The following is a 22054-nucleotide window of genomic DNA, read 5'->3' as shown; positions in this document are numbered from 1 at the left end:
GTTCCGCCTGACGAGCTGGACCTCTCGAGGCAGTGGGTGGCTCTCGCGTGTGATCTCGCCTTCGGCGAGGCGACCTGCGCGGGGCCTGGCTCGGCCTCGGATCATCGATCCGAGGCCGAGCCAGGCCGGGCCGGGGCCGGCCGCCGATCAGCTCTTCATGCTGGCGAGCATGCCGGGCACGTAGGAGCCCGCCGGATTACGCACGATCACGTTGGCCCGGTTGGCCGCGTTGATCAGGGCGACCAGGCAGACGAGCGCGGCGATCTGGTCGTCGTCGTAGTGCTTGCGGACCTGGGCCCAGGTCTCGTCGGACACGCCGTGGTGGGTGTCGGCGAGCCGGGTCCCCTCCTCGGCGAGCGCGAGCGCGGCGCGCTCGGCCTCGGTGAACACGGTGGCCTCTCGCCAGGCGGCGACCAGGTGGAGCCGGACCAGGGTCTCACCGGCGGCCGCGGCCTCCTTGGTGTGCATGTCGACGCAGAATCCGCAGCCGTTGATCTGGCTGGCGCGCAGCGACACCAGCTCCCGGGTGGCCTTCGGTAGCGGCGACTGGTCGATCACCAGGCTGGCGCCCGCGAACCGCTTGCCGAACTTGGCGGCGATCTCGTTGTCATACAGGTTGAACCGCGCGTCCATGACGTCGTCCTCACTCGTGGTGTCGCGTGCTGCCGCACCGGACGAACACCAGATGCCGGCGACCTCGGTTTCTGTGACAGCGTGGCCAGAGTGACCTGTGTCACCCCGCGGGGCCGCGCCGGTGATGCTTGGCACCCCGCTGTGCACGACGCAGCATCGGCGTCGTGCCTGGGCAGCGGACGACAAGGATTGGCTACCGGCTCGATGTCACAAACCCGCGGGATCCGGCGTCTAGGTAAGTGACACCGTCGAGCGCGAACAGGAGCCACGCATGGCAGGCACGTCGCCGACCGTCCCCGGAGATCGCGGCGGGAGCACGAACAAAGGCGGCCCTTCTGACCCTGCCACCGCGGCGTTCCTCGCCCACCGCAACCTGCTGTTCACCGTCGCCTATGAGCTGCTCGGCTCGGCCGCGGACGCGGAGGACGTCCTGCAGGAGAGCTGGCTGCGCTGGGTGGGCGTCGATCTCGACGCGGTGCGGGACCAGCGTGCGTACCTGGTTCAGATCACCACCCGCCAGGCGCTGAGCCGGCTGCGTACGCTCGGCCGGCGCAAGGAGTCCTACGTCGGCCCCTGGCTGCCCGAACCGCTGCTGACCGCGCCCGACGTGGCTGAGGACGTCGAGCTGGCCGACAGCGTCTCGATGGCGATGATGCTGGTGCTGGAGACTCTTGGGCCGACGGAGCGGGCGGTGTTCGTGCTTCGTGAGGTATTCGACCTCGAGTACGACGAGATTGCGCAAGCCGTTGACAAGAGCTCCGCCGCGGTCCGCCAGATCGCGCACCGCGCGCGGGCACACGTCGCCGCGCGCCGCCCGCGCGGGGTCGTTTCTCCGGCCGAGACCCGAGGCGCGCTTGACGCGTTCCAACGGGCGGTCGAGACCGGTGACCTGCAGAGCCTGCTCGACATTCTTGCGCCGGACGTCGTTCTGCTGGGTGACGGTGGCGGAGTCAGGCAGGCCGTGCCGCGCCCCATTGTCGGGGCTGACAAGGTGGCACGCCTGCTGGCCGCCGGGCTGGGCAGGATCGCCGCCGCGGTGTCGGTGCAACCGGTACAGGTAAATGGCTACCCGGCGCTGGTTCTCCGGCTCGACGGCGAGATCGACAGCGTCGTGGCGGTGCGCATCGACGACGGTCTCGTCACCGGGCTCTACGCCGTGCGCAATCCCGAGAAGCTCTCGCACATCGAGCAGGAAACCGCCCTTCGCCGCTGAGCTCGAAGCACGGACCTCCCACCGGCCAGCGGCGCGTGTCGCCGCCTGGCCGGTGGACCGCCTTCCGGCGTCCCGGGACGCGGGGAACCCGCAGGTCGGAAAGGGGTCTTCCATCCCAGCGTCCCAGCCGGGCCGCGGGTCTTGCGTGCTCCCCAGCGTGACCTGGAGTGTGTGCCGCGCGCTGGGACCTCGGTGGTCCCAGGGAGGGAGAAAGCATGCGCAAGAGAGTGCGTTGGCTGCTGGCGATGGTGTTCGTCGCCCTCGCAACCGCCGTGGTGGTGCCAGGTTCGACGGCGCAGGCGGGTACGTCCTGCACATACCCGTACTGTTCCGAGGTGCTTAACCAGCTTCCTGCGGGGGCCTATGTCGCCGTGGCCCGCAACTGGTGCGGTACCGCGTCGGTCCTCAACCAGAACAACCCGCCGTGCGGTGCCGGCTCGGAAATCGACTACATCGCCAGCGGAACGCACACCAATTCACACCAGGACTGGGACGCCTTCCGGATCGAGAACGGCTGCTCGGTCAACTYCCAGATGTATTCCGTTCTGTTTGGCTGGGACCCGGTGTCGAACATCATCGCCGCGGGCAGCACCCACAAATGGGTCAAGGTGTCCGACGACCAGACCGCGTACATCATCTCGCGGCATTGTTACTGACCGTCCGGTCCTAGTCGTCTCACGGCGTCACCGCTGACCACCCGGCCCAGGCGCCGGGTGGTTCAGCCGGCAGTGTCGTACTCGATGAGCACCGGCTGTTCGGTCAGCCTCAGGACGCCTCCGGCGGCGGCATCGACGATGCCGCCGCCGAGGTTTCGCACCCGGACGGCATGCTCGTCAAGGGGGATGGCCGCCGCCCCGGCCTCGGTCCACGCGATGGTCCCGAGGTGGCTGCCGGCCGGGCCGCCAGGCATCTGGAAGCGGCACTGCCAGGCCCGCGGCGGCAGGTTCACCGCCGGGCCGTGTCCGCAGGAGGTGATCCGCGCCCCGTCCAGCCAGCGCTCCAGCTCCCGCACCATGAGCGCGGCCCGGGTCGGTGGGCCGTCGACCGCCTGCAGGACGATCGGCAGCTTGGTGCCGCCCCAGTTGTAGAAGTACATCCGGTCGTACCGCGCGTACAGGCCGACCAGGTAGAAGCGGACCGCGTAGTCCCCGGCCAGCTCCTCGGTCAGCGGCTTCTCGGTGGCGATCCGGTAGGCGGCGCCGGTGTTCCAGACCGGCAGGCTGACCCCGGCCTCGTGAAACGTGCGGTCGATGACGCGGGTCAGCTCGACCATGCTCTCCGGCGGGTCACCAGGCTCGCGCTGGTGCAGCTTGACCGCGGCGACGTCGCAGTTCTCGTAGCCGCCCGCGCTGGCGAAGTCGCGCAGGAACCGCTGGGACGCCGGCTCCCAGAGGTCACCGATCCCAGGGCAGACGACGGTGGCCCGTGGGTCGGTCTCATGGACGATGCGGCCGGCCCGCCGGGCCATGTCGGCGAGTGTCGTGGCGCTGCCGGTGAAGAAGTACGGGGACGGCGCGAACGCCCACAGCTCGTAGGCGGCGATGCGGCCGCGGTAACGGGTCACCACGGCGCGGACGAAGGCGTCCCAGTCGGCCGTCGAGTCCGGCGCGGAGGCTCGCGGTCCTTCGGGGTAGGGCGAGCGCGGTCCGGCCGGGCTCGCCCAGGCCGGTGTGGCGCCGAACGTGTACAGCGCCGGTAGGCCGGCCGTCCGGGCGCCGATGACCAGACGGTCAAGATTCGACCAGTCGAACCGGTCGCGGCTGGGTTCGACCTGCGACCAGCGGGTCTCGCTGTCCCAGAACCGCGTGGCGCCCGTCGGGAACGTCGGCATCGCGCCGGTCGCCGCGTTGATCGTGACGCCGAAGAACCCTTTCGGAACTGGCTCCGGCGGTTGGCTCCACTCCGGCCCGCCCACCTGCTGCGCGGCCCGGGCCTCGGGTTCCTCACCCGGGTCGGCCCGGCTGTCCACCCACAGCCGGTTCAGCCCCGCGCCCGCGATCGCGAGTGCGACGAGGCCGGCGACGACGGACAGGATCTCGTACGGCAGCCGCTTGCGCCGCGCCGGCGGCCGTGCCTCGGGTTCAGGTGCTCGCGCGGGTCCGACCGGCGATCGCGGCGCGACCGGCCGCTCGTCGGCGACCGGCCGCTCGTCGGCGACCGGCGGCTCGTCGGCGACCGGCGGCTCGTCGGCGGGCGGTGGCTCGTCGGCGGATGGTGGCTCGTCGGCGGGCGGTGGCTCCTCTGCCGACAGCGATGTCTCGGCCGATGGGGGCCGGTCGGCGGTCGGCGGCCCGGCGGCCGCGGCGTGTTCGTGCGTGGCGGGCTCGACCTGAGCCTCCGCCCACAACCGGTAGAGGGTGTCGAGCTCGCCGCGGCTGGCGCCGCAGGCCGTGGCGATCTTCTCCACGGTGCCGTAGTTCGGCGGGACGGCACTGCCGAGGCAATAGCGGTTCAGGCTCGACCTGCTGATCCTGGTACGTCGTTCCAACGAGGTGTACGTGCGTCCGCTGCGCTCCCGGAGGTGCTGCAGCAGTTCGGCGAGAGCGCCGGACGGTGCCACTCGTCAGGGTCCCCTCTGATCGCCGGCAAGGCCCACCGACGGATGATGATAGGAGCCGGACCGCTGCGGCTTCCATCGTTGGTGCCCGAGGAGCCTGAGGCGGATCTTCACCGCCGTGAGGCTCGCGCCGGCGAGGACCGCGCCGAACGAGGCCGTGACCCGCCGGCCCGATCGAGGGCCAGGAACCGGAGCTCAGCCGCCGATCACCAGGGTTCATGAGGACGTTGCGGAACTGTCGGGTTGTCGAGTTTTCGAGTTGTCAAGTCGCCGAGAAACGTCATGCTAGAACTCGCGGAGGCGAACGGCCCGGAGAACGTGATTCGGCGGGAATCCGGACCCGAACAGCAGGTCTCGCGAATTTCTGATGGGGAGTCCGACTCCTGGCGTGCGGCCGTCCCGGAGCGGCGGTGGTCCGCCGGCCCGGGACGGCCGAGCACGAGCCGGTTACAGCCCGAACAACGCGTTCAGGATCGCCAGAAGCTGGGCGACGCCGAGCACGTCGAGGAGGTTCGTCACGCCGCAGAGCAGGTTCCCGAGCAGGTTGCCCAGGCCGCCGACCGCGGTGATGTTCAGGATGACCTGGTTGAGGTCAACCACGAGCCCCAGCACGTCAAGGTGCAGCGGTCCGAGAACCAGGCTGAGAATGTCGCAGCCCGCCGTCGTGGCCGCGTTCGTCACCGGGGCCGACACAGCCTGGCTGACCTGCTGAGTCGTACCGGTGGCGTTGTCGGTGGCGGTTCCCGTGACGTTCCCGAGCGCGACGATCTGGCCGGCACGCTCCTCGAATCCGGTCGCGGTGAACGTGCCGTCGAAGGACGTCGTCCCATTCTGTCCGGTGACCGGTGTCGTCAGGCCTTCCACGGCGCTCGTCTGAGACGGCGCCGCGCTGGCGGAAGTCGCGGCCGCGGCCGCGCCGACCAGCATCGCCGCAGTCAGGACAATGGCGATCATCGTCGACCGCATTGAGCTCCAGTTTAGTTTCGTCATACGTTCGCCTGCCTTCCGGGTATCTAAAAGATCGCCGCTCGACCTTTGCGACCCGTTATGCGCCCAGCGCCAGCCCACAAACACAACGGATCCGTTCCGCCGTCGACATCCGGCCGAAATCGCAGGTTGAAGCGCAGAAAATAACTAGGTGTGCGCTGTCGCACAGGCCGAGGCCGCGGCCCGCCTCGGCGGCCAGAGCATGATCCGCCGGTCGCCGGTCGCCGGTCGCCGGTCGCCGGTCGCCGGTCGCCGGTCGCCGGTCGCGCCGGCTTGGCGCTCGCTGGGCCCGGTGCCGGCCGTGGTGATCGTTCTGGCGACGCGTCGGCATCCGCGGTTCGGGCTGTCGTGCGAAACGATCCGCGGCAGGGCTCGCCGCCACCGCCTCGACCGCGAACGCGACAGAGACCGGCGAGCCAGCGCCATGCGGCACCGCGTCGTCGCCCATCCAGCCCTACCGCGTCGCCCGCGCGATATACATGGCGTAACGGGAAGAACACGATGTGAAATAGTCCTGTGACGTCGGGTTTACATCTTCATGCACCCGGGAACGGCGGAGCCACCGCCGGTCTCCCGGCCGGTGGATGCACGACCCGGGGCGACGCGGCCCGGTCGTAGGTGGCGAAGCCGGATACCGCCGGCCAGGAACGTCTCCTGCCCGCGCGTCGCCCCTGGTAATGCGACGTGGGGTGGTGAGTACGGCCTGTGAGAATTAGTCAATCCCGTCGGCCCCGTGGACCTCGTCGACCCGGCCGACATTTTGGCCACAGTCCGGGGGCGGCCGGGTCCGCCTGTGACGGCGGCCGGGGCGTCGCTATCGGACAAGGCGCCCGGAGCGGCCGGAACGGCCGGTCCACGGTGGCCGTGGTGGGGACGCTGGTGCTGGCCGCGGGGACGGCGCTGGCCGGTTGCGGCGGTTCCGACAACRGAGGCGGCCGCGGTCCGGCCAAGCTGACCTGGTATGTCTACAACGAGTCGTCCGGTTCGTTCGCGAAGTCCGCCGCGGACTGTTCAGCGGCGTCGAACGGCAAGTACACGATCAGCATCAACGCGCTGCCGAACGACTCGGACGGGCAGCGCCAGCAGCTGGTGCGGCGGCTCGCCGCCGAGGACTCCACGATGGACATCCTCGCGCTGGACGTGACCTGGACCGCCGAGTTCGCCGAGGCCGGCTGGATCGTGCCGTTCCCGGCGACGGAGGCGAAGCGACTCACCGACGGGATGCTGCCGGTCGCGGTCGAGACCGGTACCTGGGACAAACAGCTCTACGCCGTTCCCCTGAACACCAACGCCCAGCTCCTCTGGTACCGCAAGGACCTGGTGCCGAACCCGCCGAAGACGTGGGACGAGATGCTCGCCGACGCGAAGCAGCTCGCCTCCGAAGGAAAGCCGCACTACGTCGAGGTGCAGGGCGCCCAGTACGAGGGTTACACGGTGCTGTTCAACTCGCTGGTGGCGTCCGCCGGCGGCCAGATCCTCAACGACGACGGCACGAAGGTAGTGCTCGGCCCGCCCGCGGAAAAGGCCGTCGAGGCGATCCGGGCCCTGGCGCACTCGCCGGCCGCCGACCCGTCCTGGTCGAACCAGAAGGAGGACGACAACCGCCTCGCGTTCGAGACCGGGTCGGCCGCCTTCCAGCTGAACTACCCGTTCATCTATCCGTCGGCGCGGCAGAACAACCCGAAGCTGGCCGAGCAGATCGGCTGGACGCAGTGGCCGACGCTGGTACCCGGCGAGCCCTCACACACGACCGTCGGCGGCTACAACCTGGCGATCGGCGCCTACAGCCACCACCGGGCCGAGGCGGCCGCGGCGATCGAGTGCATGACCAGCCGGGACAACCAGATCCGGACCGCGATCAACGGCGGCCTCGCGCCGACCGCCGAGGACCTGTACACCGACCAGAAGTTCATCGACGGCGGCTACCCGTTCGCGGCGGCGATCTACGAGGCGCTCAAGAACGCGAGCGTCCGGCCGAAGACGCCCGCCTACCAGAGCGTCTCGCTGCAGATCGCGCACACCTTGTCGCCGCCCTCCTCGGCCAGCGTCGGGCGGCTCGGCGACCTGCGCAAGGCGATCGCCGACGCCATCGACTCGAAGGGACTGGTGCCGTGACCGCCGTGAGCGGAGAGGAGCACGGCGCGGAACGCCCGTCCGAGGGACAGGGGCGCGGCGCCGTGCGGAGCGGGAGCGAACCGGAGACACAGCCAGAGGCGCCCACGAACGCCGGCGCGGTGACGAACGCCGGCACGACCACGAATGCCGGCGCGCCGACAAACGCGGCGACAAACGCGGCGACGAGCGCGCCGCCGAACGACCCCACACCCGTGACGAACGGCGCCGCACCCGTGAAGCGGCGCCGGGCGCCGTTGTCGGCGGGGGCGCGGGCGGAGCGCCGGCTCGGCTGGGCGCTGTGCGCGCCGGCGGTCATCGTCATCCTGGCGGTGACCGCCTACCCGATCGGATACGCGATCTACCTGTCCCTGCGACGGTACGACCTGCGGTTTCCTGACGACTCGAAGTTCGTCGGGCTGGCGAACTACGGGACGGTGCTGACGTCGTCGCTGTGGTGGCAGGCGCTCGCGGTGACCGCGATCATCACGGTGATCTCGGTGGCGATCCAGTTCGCGCTGGGGATGACGCTGGCGCTGGTGATGCACCGGGCGCTCGTCGGCCGTGGCCTGGTCCGGACGGTGATCCTCATTCCGTACGGGATCGTGACCGTGGTCGCCGCGTTCGGCTGGCGGTACGCGTGGACCCCGGACACCGGCTATCTGTCGCACCTGTTCGGCGACGCCACACCGCTGAGCTCGCAGGTCTGGGGCATCGCGGTGATCATTCTGGCCGAGGTGTGGAAGACGACGCCGTTCATGGCGTTGCTGCTGCTCGCCGGGCTGGCGCTGGTCCCGGAGGAGCTGCTGCGGGCGGCGAAGGTCGACGGGGCCACCGCCTGGCAGCGGCTGACCCGGATAATGCTGCCGCTGATGAAGCCGGCCATCCTGGTCGCGCTGCTGTTCCGGGTGCTGGACGCGTTCCGCATCTTCGACAGCATCTACGTGCTGACCGCCGGGGCGTATGACACCCGGTCGGTGTCGATCCTCGGTTACGACAACCTGTTCACGGCGCTGAACCTGGGCGTCGGCTCGTCGTTGTCGGTGCTCATCTTCCTGGTCGTGGCGCTCGTCGCGTTCATCTTCGTCAAGGGGTTCGGCACCGCCGCGCCCGGTGGGGAGGGCCGCCGCTGATGGCCACCATCGCCTCGACCGCCGGCGGGCGCACCGCCGCCGCCACCACGACACGTGGCCGGCGCCCATCCGGGGAGCGCAACGCGCTGCTCGGCTGGTCCGCCGCGAACCTCGTCATCATCGCGATATCGCTGGTGCCGCTGCTGTGGCTGGTGTCGCTGTCGTTCAAGACGCCGGACAGCATCACCGACGGCAAGTTCATCCCGCGCCACTGGACGTTCGAGAACTACCGGGGGATCTTCGGCGAGTCGCTGTTCACCCGGGCGCTGCTGAACAGCCTCGGGATCGCGCTCATCTCCACCGTGCTCGCGGTCGTGCTCGGCTCGATGGCCGCCTACGCGATCGCCCGCCTCGCCTTCCCGGGCAAGGGGTTGCTCGTCGGCCTGGCCCTGCTGATCGCCATGTTCCCGCAGATCTCCCTGGTCAGCCCGCTGTTCAACCTCTGGCGGCAGATCGGCATCTTCGACACCTGGATCGGCCTGATCATCCCGTACCTGACGTTCTCGCTGCCGCTGGCGATCTACACGTTGTCGGCGTTCTTCCGGGAGATCCCGTGGGACCTGGAGAAGGCCGCGCAGGTCGACGGTGCCACCCCGCTGCAGGCATTCCTGCGGGTGATCGCCCCGCTGGCCGCGCCGGGCATGGTGACCACCGCGATCCTGGTGTTCATCTTCTGCTGGAACGACTTCCTGTTCGCCATCTCGCTGACGTCGACGGAGCGGTCGCGGACCGTCCCGGCCGCCATCGCGTTCTTCACCGGCGCGTCGCAGTTCGCCCAGCCGATCGGCTCGATCGCGGCGGCGGCCGTGGTCATCACCATCCCGATCATCATCTTCGTGCTGCTGTTCCAACGACGGATCGTCGCCGGGCTGACGTCCGGCGCGGTGAAGGGATAGGCCCGGCCATGGCGGACATCGTTCTCGACCACGTCACCAAGCGGTACCCGGACGGCCAGCTCGCCGTGGACGACGCGAGCCTCTCCATCGCCGACGGCGAGTTCGTCATCCTGGTCGGCCCRTCCGGCTGCGGGAAGTCGACCACTCTCAACATGATCGCCGGGTTGGAGGACATCACTTCCGGCCAGCTGCGGATCGGCGACAAGGTGGTCAACGACCTGGCGCCGAAGGACCGCGACATCGCCATGGTCTTCCAGAGCTACGCGTTGTACCCGCACATGACCGTGCGGAAGAACATGGGTTTCGCGCTGGCGCTGGCGAAGCGGCCGAAGGAGGAGATCGACCGGATGGTCGAGGAGGCGGCCCGGGTGCTCGACCTCACCGAGCACCTGGACCGCAAGCCGGCCCAGCTGTCCGGCGGCCAGCGGCAGCGGGTCGCGATGGGCCGGGCGATCGTCCGCTCACCGAAGGCCTTCCTGATGGACGAGCCCCTGTCCAACCTGGACGCCAAGCTGCGGGTGCAGATGCGCACCGAGGTGTCCCGGCTCCAGAACCGGCTCGGCACGACCACGGTGTACGTCACCCACGACCAGACGGAGGCGATGACGCTCGGCGACCGGGTGGCGGTGATGCGGTCCGGGCGGATCCAGCAGTTCGGCACGCCGACCGAGCTGTACAGCCGGCCGGCGACCATCTTCGTGGCCGGCTTCATCGGCTCACCGGCGATGAACTTCGTGCCGGCGACCGTCGAGGAGGGCGAGCTGCGCACCCCGTTCGGGAACATCGCCCCGAACGACCGGCAGCGGCGGCTGCTGGAAAGCTGGAACGGAGGCGGGGACGGCAGCCGGTCGCTGATCGTCGGAGCGCGGCCCGAGCACTTCGAGGACGCCGCGCTGGAGCAGGTGAGCAACCGCGCCGGACTGCGGTTCACCGTCACGGTGGACGTGCTGGAGGGGCTCGGCTCGGACAGCTTCGCGTACTTCAAGGTGACCGGCGGTCGGGCCCAGATCGCCGACCTCGACGAGCTGGCCCACGACGCCGGCACCATCGACCTGTCCAGCGGGGTGGAACAGGTCGTCGCCCGGCTCGACGCGGCCAGCCGGATCCGCGAGGGCGAGACGGCAGAGCTCTGGCTGGACACCGACCAGCTCCACCTGTTCGACCCCGACACCGGCCACAACCTGGACGCCCCGGCCACCGCCTGATCGAAGCCCTGGGACCGCGCGCGCGGTCCCAGGGCTTCGACGCGCCGTCGCACCGGGACCGTCGTCGCGGGGCGTCTCCCGGGTCAGCTGACGGGTCCGGGCCATTCGAGGATGAGCACGGTGGCGTCGTCCTGCAGCGGGCCATGGTGGAAGTCATGGAGTGTGCGCATGAGGTGCCGCAGGGTCTCCTGAAGGTGCTCTCCGTCGGCCTGGTGACGGATGAGGAACTGGACCAGCCGGTTTATGCCGAACTGGTCGCCGCGAGCGTCGCGGGCCTCGAGGATCCCGTCGGTGTAGAGGAGCAGTCGGTCGCCGGGTTGGAGCTGTTCCTCGCAGATGGTGGTGGGCAGGCCGAGGTCGGTACCCAACGGATGAGCGGGCTCGCAGGCCAGGTGGGCGATCCATCGGCGGTCGCGGATGATGACGGGTGGGTAGTGGCCGTGACTGGTCCAGCGGAGCTGGCCGGTGTCGCTGTCCAGATCGGCGAGGATCGCGGTGGCGTAGCGGGTGGAACCGAACTGGTCGAGGAGGCTGCGTTCGATCTGCCGCGCGGTCTCGGCGAGGTCGGCGCCCTGGCGGCGGTGGGCGCGGCAGGCGGCGACAGCCAGGTTCGCGCAGAGCCCGGCGGCGGCGTCGTGCCCCATCGCGTCGAAGATGCCCAGGCGCACGGTGTGGCCGGCCAGCGCGTAGTCAAAGGCGTCGCCGCTGATCTCGTACGCGGGTTCCACCGCCGCGCCGATCGTCACCTGGTTGTTGGCGAACGTGGGCGGTGGCATGAGGTGCCACTGCATCTCCGCCGCGACGGTCATCGGATGGCTCCGGATCAGCCGGGCATAGGAGTCGCTCACAGCACGCTTGCTCACGAGCAGCAGGCCGATGACGGCGGCGAGCTGTCGGAACGCCGTCTCCATGTCCTGGTCCAGGTGGGTGGTCTCGACGCTYAGCAGTCCCAGCCGTTCGGTCCCGTCCAACACCGGCAACCAGTGGCGCGGCGGTCCTCCGTCCGCGGGGTCCACCGCGGTGAGCGTGCGGATCTCCCGGAAGGCCCGGCCAGGCAGGGTGCCGTCCACCTGTAGCTGCTCGCCACCAGCGGCACCATCGAGCCCCTGGCCCGTTATCTCCCGCAGCACCTCGCCTCGCAGATCCGCCAGATAAATCCGGACCTGGCCAAGACCGGCGGCCGCGGCGTGCTCGGCGATCAGGCCGGGAAGCTGCTCGAACGTCGCATGACGGCCTTGCTCCGCGAGCGCGCCAAGCATCTGACCCGTGTCGGCGAGGGAGACGATGGGATGCCACCTGCCACAGGAGAGGGAACTGTCCCGGTACCTTCCGCACCTACCCGACGGCTGCTTCAGGAACCCTGCCCCACACCCGGCGGYCTGAGGCCGACCGAGGCTGGTCGCGGCGCGGCCAGGTCTCAGGTGAGCGCTGGAAGGGTCTGGTTGACGCCGAGCAGCGCGCGGAACGGGTCGCCCTGCTGGGCGAGTCGGTCGAACACCGACCGGATGCTGACGCCGTCGGGCCGCGGTGTCACGTCGTCGAGCTCGTCCCAGCCGATCGGAGCGGACACCGGCGCCCCGGCGGCCGCGCGCGGGCTGTAGGGCGCCACCAGGGTCTTGTTGATCGCGTTCTGGGTGTAGTCGAGCCGGGCGGCGCCGTGCCGGTCGCGCAGCTCCCACTCCCAGCTGACCAGGTCCGGCACGACGGTGCCGATCGCCCGGGACAGGCCTTCCACCCAGCGTCGCGTGTCGTCGAAGGTGTACTCCGGCGCGACCGGGATCCAGATCTGGAGACCGCGCCGACCGGTCAGCTTCGGCTGGGCGCGCAGCCCGAGATGGTCCAGCGCGGTCCGGTGGAGCCGGGCCAGCGTGAGGACCTCGTCCCAGGTGGTGGCGGTGCCYGGGTCGATGTCGATGAGCGCGTAGGTCGGCCGGTGCACGTCGTCCGTGCGCGACGTCCAGGCGTGCCATTCCAGCGCGCCGAAGTTCGCCAGCCACACCAGCGCCGCCGGGTGGTCAGCGACCAGGTAGGTCCGGGCCTTGTCATCCTCGGCCTCAGGGTCGGTCCAACGGGTCAGCCAGTCCGGCGCGTGGCTCGGCAGCTCCTTGTGCCAGAAACCCTTCGTCGTGGCGCCGTTCGGGAACCGATTCATGTTGAGCGGCCGGCCGGCCAGGTAGGGCAGGATCACCGGTGCGATCCGCGCGGCATAGCGGACCAGGTCCCGTTTGGTGACTGGTTCTTCGCCGGCGTCGCGGGCCTCCTCGTCGCGCGCCGGGAACAGCACCTTGTCGAGGTTGGTCAGCCGCAGCCGCTGGCCGAAGACCTGCCAGGACCCGCCGGAGCCGAGCGCGTCCAACGCCGCGAGTTCATCCTCGGTCGGGCCGGCCACGTCAGCGTCGGCGGCCACCGATCCGGCCTCCGGCGATCCGGCCTCCGGCGACTCGGCGGCCGGCGACTCGGCCGTGGCCGGCTGCCTGACGAGCACGGACGCCTCGGTGGCGGGGAGGTCGGAGTGCCACAGCCGCTCCGGGTCGGCTCGAACCTCGTCGTTGGTCCGGCCGCTGAGAACCGACCGGTCATGCTCCTCCGGGTCCCAGCCGGGAACGGCGTGGTCGTCCCGCTTGTGCAGCAGCAGCCACTGCTCCTTGTCGGCCGCCGGCCCCCGCCGCACCAGTACCAGCCGGCCGCGCAGCTTCTGGCCGAAGACATCGGCGTGCAGCTCCCCGGCGGCGACGGCGGCGGCCGGGTCGTCGGTGCGATGCGGCTCCCAGGTGCCGATGTCCCAGACGATCACGTCGCCGCCGCCGTACTGACCTGCCGGGATGACGCCTTCGAACTCCAGGTACTCGATCGGGTGGTCCTCGACGTGCACCGCCATCCGCCGCACCGCCGGATCGAGCGTCGGCCCCTTCGGCACGGCCCAGCTCACCAGTACACCGTCGATCTCGAACCGGAGGTCGTAGTGCGGCCGCCGGGCCCGGTGCCGCTGCACGACGAACCGGCGCGCCCCGCCTCCGCCAGCCGAGGACGGCGTCGGCGGCGCCGCGCCGCCCGGTTCGGACGTCAGCCCGAAGTCGCGCTTGCGCCGGTACGGCGTGAGTGGGTCACCGTCGCCCGAGCCCTTGGACGGCTCGGGCGACGCCTTTTTTCTGGGCATGCGCCGCCTCCTCCCTCGCCACCGTTCCTTCCCCGCCAGCGGCGTCAGCTCCTCGGCACGCGGAAGGTCGTGGAAAGGGGTACGTCGGTTAGCCCTGGTCGGAGGCGGGACGCGGTGGTGCCGCGCGCCCGGGGCGCTCACCGCGGTGTCGCAGGGCGGCGAGTTCGGCACGGGTCTGGGCGAGCTGGTACTCGAGGAGAACGATCCTGCAGGCGGCCCCGACCGTGAGGCCCTCGTCGACGATCTCGCGGGCGCGGACGGCCAGATCGAGGTCAGCGCGGGAATAGCGTCGATGCCCGCCGTCGGAGCGGTGCGGAGTCAGCAGGCCTTCCTGCCCGAGCGCCCGTAGGAATGTGGGTTCGACACCGATCAGGTCCGCGGCCGCGCCCATGCTGTAGGCCGGGTAGCCGGTGTCGTCGATTCTGCCGTGCCTGGTCATACGCCACCCCTCCCACGAACGCGGCCGGTGGGCGACAGCCCACCGGCCGCGGATCGTCACGCCGCCTGCCCGGGACTGGCCGTCACGGGTTGAGAACCTTGTGGTCAGTCGTTTCGCGGCCGACCTCGATGCGCCGGGGCTTGGCGTGTTCGGCGACGGGGATCATCACTGTCAGCACTCCATCGCGGTAGTGCGCGGCGATGTTCTCCACGTTGAGCCCGTCGCCGAGGATGATCTGCCGGCTGTAGATGCCCGTGCCTCGTTCCGAGATCAGGTACTGGGCGTTCTCGGGAGCGAACCGCGTTCGTGCCGCGCGCACGGTCAGGGTGCCGTTCTCCKCGGTGACGTCCACCGACTCCGGGTCGACCCCCGGCAGGTCGAAGTGCAGGAGATACGCGTCGCCGGACCGGTAGCAGTCCATCGGCATCATCCGCGGTGTCCGGGCGGCTCCGAACGCCTCGCTCGCCAGACGGTCGAAGTCATGGAACGGATCGAACCGCAGCAGCATCGCTACAAAACCTCCCACAGCATGACGAAAATCGTCTCTTTGATCTTGATGAGGCCGCCGCGTCGCGGCAGGCATCGGGGAAGCGACCGGACGGACGTCACGGCCGCGTCGTGCGCCGGGCCCTCGGTCGGTGCCGCGCCCGCCTTCCGAGGGTGCGCAGTGCCCTCGCGCATGGCGGGCGCCAGCCGCCGCCTCGCGCTGTCGGTAGGAGCGCCGCCATCGTCGTCACCCCCTTCCGTCATCTGGTCCCGACTGGCATCTGGTCCCGACTGGGTATCTACCCCGTCCGTGCCACAAATTATGCATCGCTCGGCGCAGATTTCAAGTGCCAGCGATGGCGGTGGAGCACACCTGATCAAGGGGTGAAGATCTGGGCTAGGGCAACTGTTGGCCGAAGCGGGCTTCGATAGGTCCCGTTCGTGGGGCTAGCGTGCGCGGCATGCGAACGAAGGCGGACAGGTCGCGGAAGCCCGTCAGGCCGGTCGTCGCTCTGGTCTGCTTCCTGGCCATCGGCGCCAGTGCCTGTGGCTCGGGGGGCGTCGGCCCAGGTCCGGCGGTCATCTCCTCCGCCGGCGCGACGGCTGGCCCGACGGCCGGGCCGACCGGCCTGGCGGCACAACTCGCGTCGCCGAGCCCCTCGCCGGTCTCGTCACCGAGTCAGGTGGCGTCGCCGCCGCCGACGTCCGCCCCGGTGGGCGGCCAGGGTCCCGGCGAGCCGCCGGCCGGGAGCTCCGCCGCCGGTGACCTCACCGCCGGAAATCCGGCCGGGACGGCAGCCGTCCCGGCCGAGGCGGCCGCCGTCGACACCTCCCACCCGACCCGGGTCATCGGCAACGGGACGCAGGCCAGCTGCACCTCCGACGCGGTGGTGGCGGCGGTCGCCGCCGGAGGAGTCATCACCTTCGCCTGCGGTCCCGCGCCGGTCACCATCACCATGACCGCGACCGCCAAGGTGGTGAACGCGGCCAGCCCGCGTGTCGTCATCGACGGCGGAGGACTGGTCACCCTGAGCGGCGCCGGCCGGCACCGCATTCTCTACATGAACACATGCGACCAGGCCCAGGGGTGGACCACCTCGCACTGCAATGACCAGGAACAGCCAAGCCTGACCGTGCAGAACCTGAGGTTCGTCGACGGGACCTCGACCGGCGACCTGGCGGAGGGCGGAGGCGGCGGGGCGATCTTCGTTCGCGGTGGGCAGTTCAGGATTGTGCGTTCGGAGTTCGTCAACAACCGGTGCGACCCGACGGGCCCCGACCTCGGCGGGGCGGCGGTCCGCGTGCTCGACCAGTTCCAGGACCGCCCGGTCCACGTGGTCGCCAGCACCTTCGCCGGCGGGTCCTGCTCCAACGGGGGCGCGCTGAGCAGCATCGGCGTCTCCTGGACCGTCCTGAACAGCGTGTTCCGGGACAACGAGGCGATCGGGAACGGCGCGAACCCGGCTCGCGGCGGCACCCCGGGCGGGGGCAGCGGCGGCGCGATCYACACCGACGGCAACCTGTTCCACGTCCTGATCGCGGGCAGCGTCGTCGAGAACAACCGCGCGGCCGAGGGCGGCGGGGCGGTCTTCTTCGTCAGCAACGACCGCACCGGAACTCTCGCGATCAGGGATTCGACGCTGCGGAACAACCCGAGCGCGGGCTTCGAGACTCAGGGCTACCGGGGCATCTTCTTCCTCGGCTCGGGCAGCCCCTCGGTCACCGGGTCCACTCTCGCCTGACGTCACGACGACACGTCCCGCGCCCGATAAGAAGCGTCGGCCGCCCAGGCGGCCCTCTTACACTGACCCGCTGACGGGGGCGACGAGTTGACCTGAAGGTGAGTTGAGGTTCTAGCGTCATATCCCGGGTCAGCTCGAGCGCGCCGGGGACCGATGCGGGTCCGGCGGACGATATCGAGGCCGGTCTAGACCGAATCGAGGACGCAGGTGCCGACCACAGTCGGGTTCAACCACATCGCCACACTCACCGCCGACATGGACAAGATCGTCAAGTTCTACGCGGACGCGTTCGACGCCAAGGTGACGTTCGAGATGGCGGCGAGGGAGGACCATCCGCGCATGGTGATCCTCGACCTCGGCGGGGGTGCCGCGCTGAACGTCTTCGAGACGTCGGCCGAGGACATCATCGGGGACAGGCACCGCCAGGGCGGGCGGGGCCCGATCGACCATTTCGGCCTGGCGGTCGACTCGCTGGAGACCCTCGAGGCCACCCGCGACCGGCTGCGTGAGCTGGGGGCCGACATCGGGGAGATCCAGCAGCTCGGATCCGAGTGGTCGCTGTTCTTCCGCGACCCGGACGGGATGGAACTGGAGGTCTGCTGCCACGCCGCTCGATGAATCCGCCCGCCCGCCTGGTGACGGTGAGGTTGGGCCTCTGTGGCTGTGGGTAGGCGCGGCGGAGGGTGTCTGTTGGGAGGGTGAGCGTGCGGACAAGACCGCTGCACGACCAGGTCGTGGTCGTGGTCGGAGCCTCCAGCGGCATCGGCCGCGCCTGCGCGCTCGCCTTCGCGCGCGGCGGTGCGCGCGTCGTCTGCGCGGCCCGGGGGACCGAGGCGCTGGACGACCTGGTCGCCGAGATCACCATGCGGAGCGGGCCCGGCCGCGCGATCGCCGTCACCACCGACGTCGCCGACCCCGATTCCGTGCGTGCGCTCGCGGCCGTCGCCGAGGGGCGATTCGGCCGGATCGACACCTGGGTCAACGCCGCGGCCGTGAGCGTGTGGGCGCGGACCGAGGACATCACCGACGCCGAGTTCGACCGGGTGCTGCGGATCAACCTGCTCGGTCAGATCCACGGGGCAAGGGCGGCGCTGCCGGCGTTGCGGCGGGCCGGCGGGGGCGTCCTCGTCGGCGTCTCGTCGGTGGAGGGCATCCGCGCCATGCCGTTGCACAGCGCCTACGCCGCGAGCAAGTGGGGCCTGCGGGGCTTCTACGACAGCCTGCGGGTCGAGCTGGCGCAGGAGGGCGCACCGATCGCGGTGACCACCGTGTTGCCACCGTCGATCGACACGCCGTTCTTCGCGCATGCCCGTAGCCGGATCGGGGGGCGCCCCAAGCCGCCACCGCCGGTCTACGCACCGGAGATCGTCGCGGACGCGATCCTGCGGGTGGCCGTCCGTCCCAGCCGCGAGGTCCTCGTCACGGGCAGCGCGGTGGCGGCCTCGATCGCCGCTCGCGTGTCGCCCGCGTTGACGGACGCTCTGCTTTCTCTGCGTACGGTGGGCGTGGAGGCGCTACGCGAGAACCGGCCGGACGACGGCGGCGACATCGTCGACCGGCCCGAGCCCGGTCCCGGGAGGGTCCACGGCGACTACGGCGGTCGGGTTGTGCGCCACAGCCGGCTCACTTCGCTGGTGGGTACCGGTCGCCGGCCGGTGGAGCTGGTCGCGGCCGCGGTCGGTCGCCTGCACACACCGCGCGATCCGCGGCGACGGTGACCTCCAGCCCGGCGCCGAGCGCCGCCTCGGTCAGGACGCGTCGCCGACGCTGTCGGTGGAGCGGGCTTGGTATGCGGGGGACGGCCGTTCTGAGGCGATTCGGTCTCCAGGCCGCCCGGGTACCCACGATCGTCGTCGTCATGCACGGGACGGAACGCACGGGACGGACGCCAGACGCCGATCGCCCGGAGCGGCCAATGGCAGCTCCGGGCGATCACGGGTTTCAGGTGGACCTGAACGCCGGCCCGGGTGTCAGTCCCCCCGCTTCCTCAGAATGACCGCGAGCACCGCGGCGAGCGCCGCGACCGGGATCGCGATCGCGACCGCGATGATCGACGACCGCCGCCCGGCGGCGTCCTTGACGGCGCCGGCCGCCCCGCCGACGCGTTCCTCCAGCCCGCTGGTCAGATGAGATGCCTTCTGCCGGGCGGGTGCCGTGACCTCGGCCGCCTTGTGGAGAGCCGGCGTCGCCACCTCCACGGTCTTGTGTCGCACCGGGGCGGTAAGTTCATCTGCCTTGTGGATCACCGGAGCGGTAGCCGCTGTGGCCTTGTCCATGACCGTCGATGCGGTCGACTTCGCCATTGGTGTCATGCCTCCTTAACCGTGTGAAGATCGCCCTTGACGCCCCTTGATCGCGCCCGCCGGCAACGTCGACGCCACCTGGCTCGCTTCCCTCGCTCCCTTTTCCTGACCGCCGTCGGCGCGTCCGCGACGGCTTCTGATCTACTGCCCTTCCCCAGGAGTGGTTCAAATACACCTGGCCGTGAATGCGGCGAGCGGGGCCTTCCTTTGGGGTGACGAGCCTGGGGTGACGAGCCGCCTCACCCCAAAGGAGGGTCTGACGGATCGATCGACGGTGGGTGGTGTTGTCGATGGCGGAGTGGGGGAGGGGGTGGTGGTCCACAGCAGCGACAGGACGACAGGAGGAGCTACCTGATGGCCACCACAGTCGCGGAGTCGATYGACGTCGCCGTGCCGGTCCGCACCGCCTACAACCAGTGGACCCAGTTCGAGTCGTTTCCGCACTTCATGAACGGGGTGGAGTCCATCGAGCAGATCGACGAAACCCACACGCACTGGCACGTCAAAGTGGGTGGTCAGGACCGTGAGTTCGACGCCGCCATCACCGAGCAGCTGCCGGACGAGCGGGTCGCCTGGAAGAGCACCGACGGTCCCACCCACGCCGGCGTGGTGACCTTCCACCGCCTCAACTCCGACGAGACCCGGGTGACGGTCCAGCTGGACTGGCAGCCCGAGGGCGTCGCTGAGAAGGTCGGTTCGGCGGTCGGTTTGGGCGACCGGCAGGTCAAGGCCGACCTGAAGCGGTTCAAGGCGTTCATCGAGAGCCGTGGAAGCGAGACCGGGGCCTGGCGGGGCCAGGTCGACCGACCCTGACAATCTGCTCTGAAATCCGCTCCCGACGGGAGCCTTCATACCGCGCGGGACGCCGGCGAGCCTGGCCGGCGTCCCGTTGCGTCTTGGCCTTTGGCTCGCGTCGGATGAGGATTGTGGCTCTCGCGGTCCTGCTGCCCGCGCACCGGTTTGAAGGTGAGGTGGCGGGGGAGACGCGCTACAGCCGGCGCCCGCTCCATCCAGACCTCGGAGGAGGTTCAATGTCGACCGACGCGATCGTGCTCCTGAAGGCCGACCACAAGGAGATCAAGGCAGCCTTCAAGCAGTTCCAGCAGGCGGGGGAGAGTGCCACCGCTACGAAGGGCAAGCTGGTCAAGAAGATCATCGAGCTGCTCACCGTGCACACCTATATCGAGAACGAGGTCATGTACCCGGAGGTGCGGAGCCTCCTGCCCGACCTGAAGGACGACATCCTCGAGTCATACGAGGAGCACCACGTCGCTGACCTGCTCGTTATGGAGCTCGCCGCCCTCGCTCCTGACGCGGAACGATTCGACGCAAAGACGACCGTCCTCATCGAGAACGTGACCCACCACATCGAGGAAGAAGAAGAGGAATGGTTCCCGAAGGTTCGTGAGGGGCTCKGCCGTAAGCAGCTGACCGAGATCGGCGAGCGCCTGCTGGAGGCGAAGGAGAAGGCTCCGCACAGCCCGGCCCAGCCGAGCGCGATCAAGAAGACCATTGACGCCGTCGTCAAGTAGCCGGCGYGGCGTCGTCGGTGGCAGCCCGTCCGGAGACCACCAGTGGGTGGCTCGTCCCTGCCCAGGGGCCGGTGAGGCGGGTGGCGTCCGATCGTCGCATCGAGCGGCCRGTGGCTCATGCGGTTCTCGCACGAGCCGCCGGCCGCGCTGTGGGCCTAATCTCGTGCTACCTATTTCGTGAAATATCGTGCCATTTATTCGGAGGAGATGCGGAAATCTCCGGGATGGTCGCCGCGCACGGGGACCCGACCCGTCGCGTCCGATGGTTGGCCCGCGCTTCCCGGGGCACGGGGCGAACGGATCCGGATGGAGGGGRAACCCGATGGCCACCGCTGTGGCCGAGGCGATGACTCCACGCCGGCGTCCACCATCATCTGGAGGGACCCGATGGGCTTCAACCCGTTGCAGGAGAAGGGAATACCGCTCGACGAGCAGGTGCGTAACTGGTCCGAGCTTAATGTCGAGCCGTATGACAAGAACGACGTCGACCCGTACACCCGATGCCGGGTGATCGCCATGAACGGCATCGAGGTCGAGTCGGTGTTCTTCGGTCACCAGTTCAACCGGCATACCGACGTTCCCGAGGTGAAGGCGRCACTCGCCGAGATCCGGGCGATCGAGCAGCAGCAGCAGAAGGTGGTGAACTGGCTGATACCGGGCGAGGAGACCACGCTGGAGGTAACACTCGGCTACGAGCAGGAGGCCGTGGACCTGACCGCGTGGCTGGCCCGCAGCGAGCCGGATCCGTACCTGAAGCAGACTTACGACTTTGGCCTCCTCGAGGATTTCGACCATCTCTACCGGTATGCCAACCTCTACGAACTGCTGGAGGGGAAGCAGGCGGAGGCCGTGGTGGGACGGCTCACCGAGGTGATGCCGGGTCGGCCGACCGCGAATGAACATCGTGACCCGCGAGACAACATCCGTAAGCATTACGACAAGCACACGGCGGATCCGCGTAGCCGGCTGCACGCGTTGACGATCACGGCGGCCGAGCAGCAAACGATGAACTTCTACATGACAGTCGGCAACCGGTACATGGAGCCGCTGGCCCGTAGCCTCTACGCCGAGATCGGCATGGTCGAGGAAGAGCACGTCACCCAGTACGAGTCGATGCTGGACCCGGCCGAGAGCTGGTTCGAGCAGCTCGCCCTGCACGAGTACAACGAGTGCTATATGTACTACTCCTTCGCCGCTCAGGAGACCCACCGGCGTATCCGTGACCTGTGGGACCTGCACCTGGCGATGGAGATCGAGCAGCTGCGGGCCGCCTGCGAGCTGATGAAGCGCTATGACGGGCGAGACCCGGCCGAGGTGCTGCCGCTGGAGCTGCCCGAGCCGGTCCTGTTCGAACCGAACAAGACATACGTCCGAGACGTGCTGGCCACCCAGATCGACCTCACCAGTCTGGGCACGGGCTACGTGATGGACTCGCATAAGCGGTTCCAGGAGCGCCTCGCCACGGTCAACGCGGGCGGCGTGCCCAGCGAGCGGGTCATCGACGAGCACCGCGCTGGCTTCGGGACCGACTACCGGGTCGAGACGGAAGGCCCGCATCCGGTCGAGCGGCTGCGCGCCGACGCCCTTGCCCGCTCCCGCTGACCGCCGCCGCGCCGGGTGTCGCGCACCACTGCCGCCAGGCGTTTCCGCCAGAGGGCG

At 69.7% G+C, this 22054-nt stretch carries 20 protein-coding genes; 12 read left to right on the top strand and 8 right to left on the bottom strand.

The features are described 5' to 3' along the window. Positions 1-147 precede the first annotated feature (147 nt). A complete protein-coding gene (locus BL253_RS18585; protein ID WP_076818386.1) occupies positions 148-633 on the bottom strand; it encodes a carboxymuconolactone decarboxylase family protein in 486 nt (161 codons plus the stop codon). 271 nt (positions 634-904) lie between these two features. Here BL253_RS18585 and BL253_RS18580 point away from each other — a divergent pair, with 271 nt between their 5' ends. Then, positions 905-1846: an RNA polymerase sigma-70 factor gene (locus BL253_RS18580; RefSeq protein ID WP_076818385.1), complete on the top strand. Its 942-nt coding sequence runs from the start codon at positions 905-907 to the stop codon at positions 1844-1846. A gap of 215 nt (positions 1847-2061) precedes the next feature. Continuing rightward, a complete protein-coding gene (locus BL253_RS18575; protein WP_131831521.1) occupies positions 2062-2502 on the top strand; it encodes a hypothetical protein in 441 nt (146 codons plus the stop codon). A gap of 62 nt (positions 2503-2564) precedes the next feature. Here BL253_RS18575 and BL253_RS18570 read toward each other — a convergent pair whose 3' ends face one another. Both BL253_RS18570 and BL253_RS18565 read right to left on the bottom strand, forming a co-directional pair. Further along, complete coding sequence (locus tag BL253_RS18570; protein ID WP_076818383.1) at positions 2565-4406, bottom strand: helix-turn-helix domain-containing protein; 1842 nt, start codon at positions 4404-4406, stop codon at positions 2565-2567. A 444-nt stretch (positions 4407-4850) separates the two neighbouring features. Beyond that, positions 4851-5477: a hypothetical protein gene (locus BL253_RS18565; RefSeq protein ID WP_198946309.1), complete on the bottom strand. Its 627-nt coding sequence runs from the start codon at positions 5475-5477 to the stop codon at positions 4851-4853. A 780-nt stretch (positions 5478-6257) separates the two neighbouring features. On the opposite strand from BL253_RS18565, the gene BL253_RS18555 reads away from it, so the two are divergent. Genes BL253_RS18555 through BL253_RS18540 form a run of 4 tightly spaced genes read left to right on the top strand, consistent with a single transcriptional unit; the run spans position 6258 to position 10736 of the window. Beyond that, the gene (locus BL253_RS18555) at positions 6258-7505 is read left to right on the top strand and encodes an ABC transporter substrate-binding protein (protein ID WP_076818457.1); all 1248 of its coding nucleotides are present in this window, start codon (positions 6258-6260) and stop codon (positions 7503-7505) included. Continuing rightward, positions 7502-8635 carry a sugar ABC transporter permease gene (locus BL253_RS18550; protein ID WP_274535221.1) on the top strand — a complete coding sequence of 378 codons (1134 nt, stop codon included), beginning with the start codon at positions 7502-7504 and terminating at the stop codon, positions 8633-8635. Before BL253_RS18555 ends, BL253_RS18550 begins: the two co-directional genes overlap by 4 nt. Then, positions 8635-9531: a carbohydrate ABC transporter permease gene (locus BL253_RS18545; RefSeq protein ID WP_076818381.1), complete on the top strand. Its 897-nt coding sequence runs from the start codon at positions 8635-8637 to the stop codon at positions 9529-9531. The genes BL253_RS18550 and BL253_RS18545 overlap by 1 nt, the downstream gene beginning before the upstream one ends. A gap of 8 nt (positions 9532-9539) precedes the next feature. Beyond that, positions 9540-10736: an ABC transporter ATP-binding protein gene (locus BL253_RS18540; protein ID WP_076818380.1), complete on the top strand. Its 1197-nt coding sequence runs from the start codon at positions 9540-9542 to the stop codon at positions 10734-10736. An 83-nt stretch (positions 10737-10819) separates the two neighbouring features. Here the strand turns inward: BL253_RS18540 and BL253_RS18535 are convergent, their stop codons facing one another. The 4 genes from BL253_RS18535 to BL253_RS18520 form a co-directional block, all read right to left on the bottom strand. After that, positions 10820-11995, bottom strand: coding sequence for a PP2C family protein-serine/threonine phosphatase (locus BL253_RS18535; RefSeq protein ID WP_076818379.1), 1176 nt, complete (start codon positions 11993-11995; stop codon positions 10820-10822). A 158-nt stretch (positions 11996-12153) separates the two neighbouring features. Then, on the bottom strand, positions 12154-13893 hold the full coding sequence (locus BL253_RS18530) for a non-homologous end-joining DNA ligase LigD (RefSeq protein ID WP_076818378.1): 1740 nt from the start codon (positions 13891-13893) through the stop codon (positions 12154-12156). Positions 13894-13981: 88 nt separating this feature from the next. Further along, positions 13982-14332 (bottom strand): MerR family transcriptional regulator, encoded by a 351-nt coding sequence (locus BL253_RS18525; RefSeq protein ID WP_076818377.1) that lies wholly within the window; start codon positions 14330-14332, stop codon positions 13982-13984. An 82-nt stretch (positions 14333-14414) separates the two neighbouring features. Next, positions 14415-14840, bottom strand: a complete 426-nt coding sequence (locus BL253_RS18520; protein WP_076818376.1) for an Hsp20/alpha crystallin family protein — start codon at positions 14838-14840, stop codon at positions 14415-14417. A gap of 439 nt (positions 14841-15279) precedes the next feature. Here BL253_RS18520 and BL253_RS18510 point away from each other — a divergent pair, with 439 nt between their 5' ends. The 3 genes from BL253_RS18510 to BL253_RS18500 all read left to right on the top strand — a co-directional run bounded on the left by BL253_RS18510 (position 15280) and on the right by BL253_RS18500 (position 18278). Continuing rightward, complete coding sequence (locus tag BL253_RS18510; protein WP_081438455.1) at positions 15280-16560, top strand: hypothetical protein; 1281 nt, start codon at positions 15280-15282, stop codon at positions 16558-16560. Positions 16561-16767: 207 nt separating this feature from the next. After that, positions 16768-17178 (top strand): VOC family protein, encoded by a 411-nt coding sequence (locus BL253_RS18505; protein ID WP_076818374.1) that lies wholly within the window; start codon positions 16768-16770, stop codon positions 17176-17178. Positions 17179-17264: 86 nt separating this feature from the next. Continuing rightward, positions 17265-18278, top strand: coding sequence for an SDR family oxidoreductase (locus BL253_RS18500; protein ID WP_241834913.1), 1014 nt, complete (start codon positions 17265-17267; stop codon positions 18276-18278). A 252-nt stretch (positions 18279-18530) separates the two neighbouring features. Here BL253_RS18500 and BL253_RS18495 read toward each other — a convergent pair whose 3' ends face one another. Further along, positions 18531-18863 carry a hypothetical protein gene (locus BL253_RS18495; protein WP_076818372.1) on the bottom strand — a complete coding sequence of 111 codons (333 nt, stop codon included), beginning with the start codon at positions 18861-18863 and terminating at the stop codon, positions 18531-18533. 354 nt (positions 18864-19217) lie between these two features. On the opposite strand from BL253_RS18495, the gene BL253_RS18490 reads away from it, so the two are divergent. The 3 genes from BL253_RS18490 (at position 19218) to BL253_RS18480 (ending at position 21997) form a co-directional block, all read left to right on the top strand. After that, positions 19218-19676, top strand: coding sequence for an SRPBCC family protein (locus tag BL253_RS18490; protein WP_076818371.1), 459 nt, complete (start codon positions 19218-19220; stop codon positions 19674-19676). A 218-nt stretch (positions 19677-19894) separates the two neighbouring features. After that, positions 19895-20395, top strand: coding sequence for a hemerythrin domain-containing protein (locus tag BL253_RS18485; protein ID WP_076818370.1), 501 nt, complete (start codon positions 19895-19897; stop codon positions 20393-20395). Positions 20396-20782: 387 nt separating this feature from the next. Beyond that, positions 20783-21997, top strand: a complete 1215-nt coding sequence (locus BL253_RS18480) for a hypothetical protein (RefSeq protein ID WP_076818454.1) — start codon at positions 20783-20785, stop codon at positions 21995-21997. The last annotated feature ends 57 nt before the right edge of the window (positions 21998-22054 follow it).

It is taken from the genome of Pseudofrankia asymbiotica (assembly GCF_001983105.1).
Taxonomy (GTDB): domain Bacteria; phylum Actinomycetota; class Actinomycetes; order Frankiales; family Frankiaceae; genus Pseudofrankia; species Pseudofrankia asymbiotica.
The sequence above is the reverse complement of the archived record's forward strand: the minus strand, read 5'-3'. Positions and strand labels throughout refer to the sequence as shown.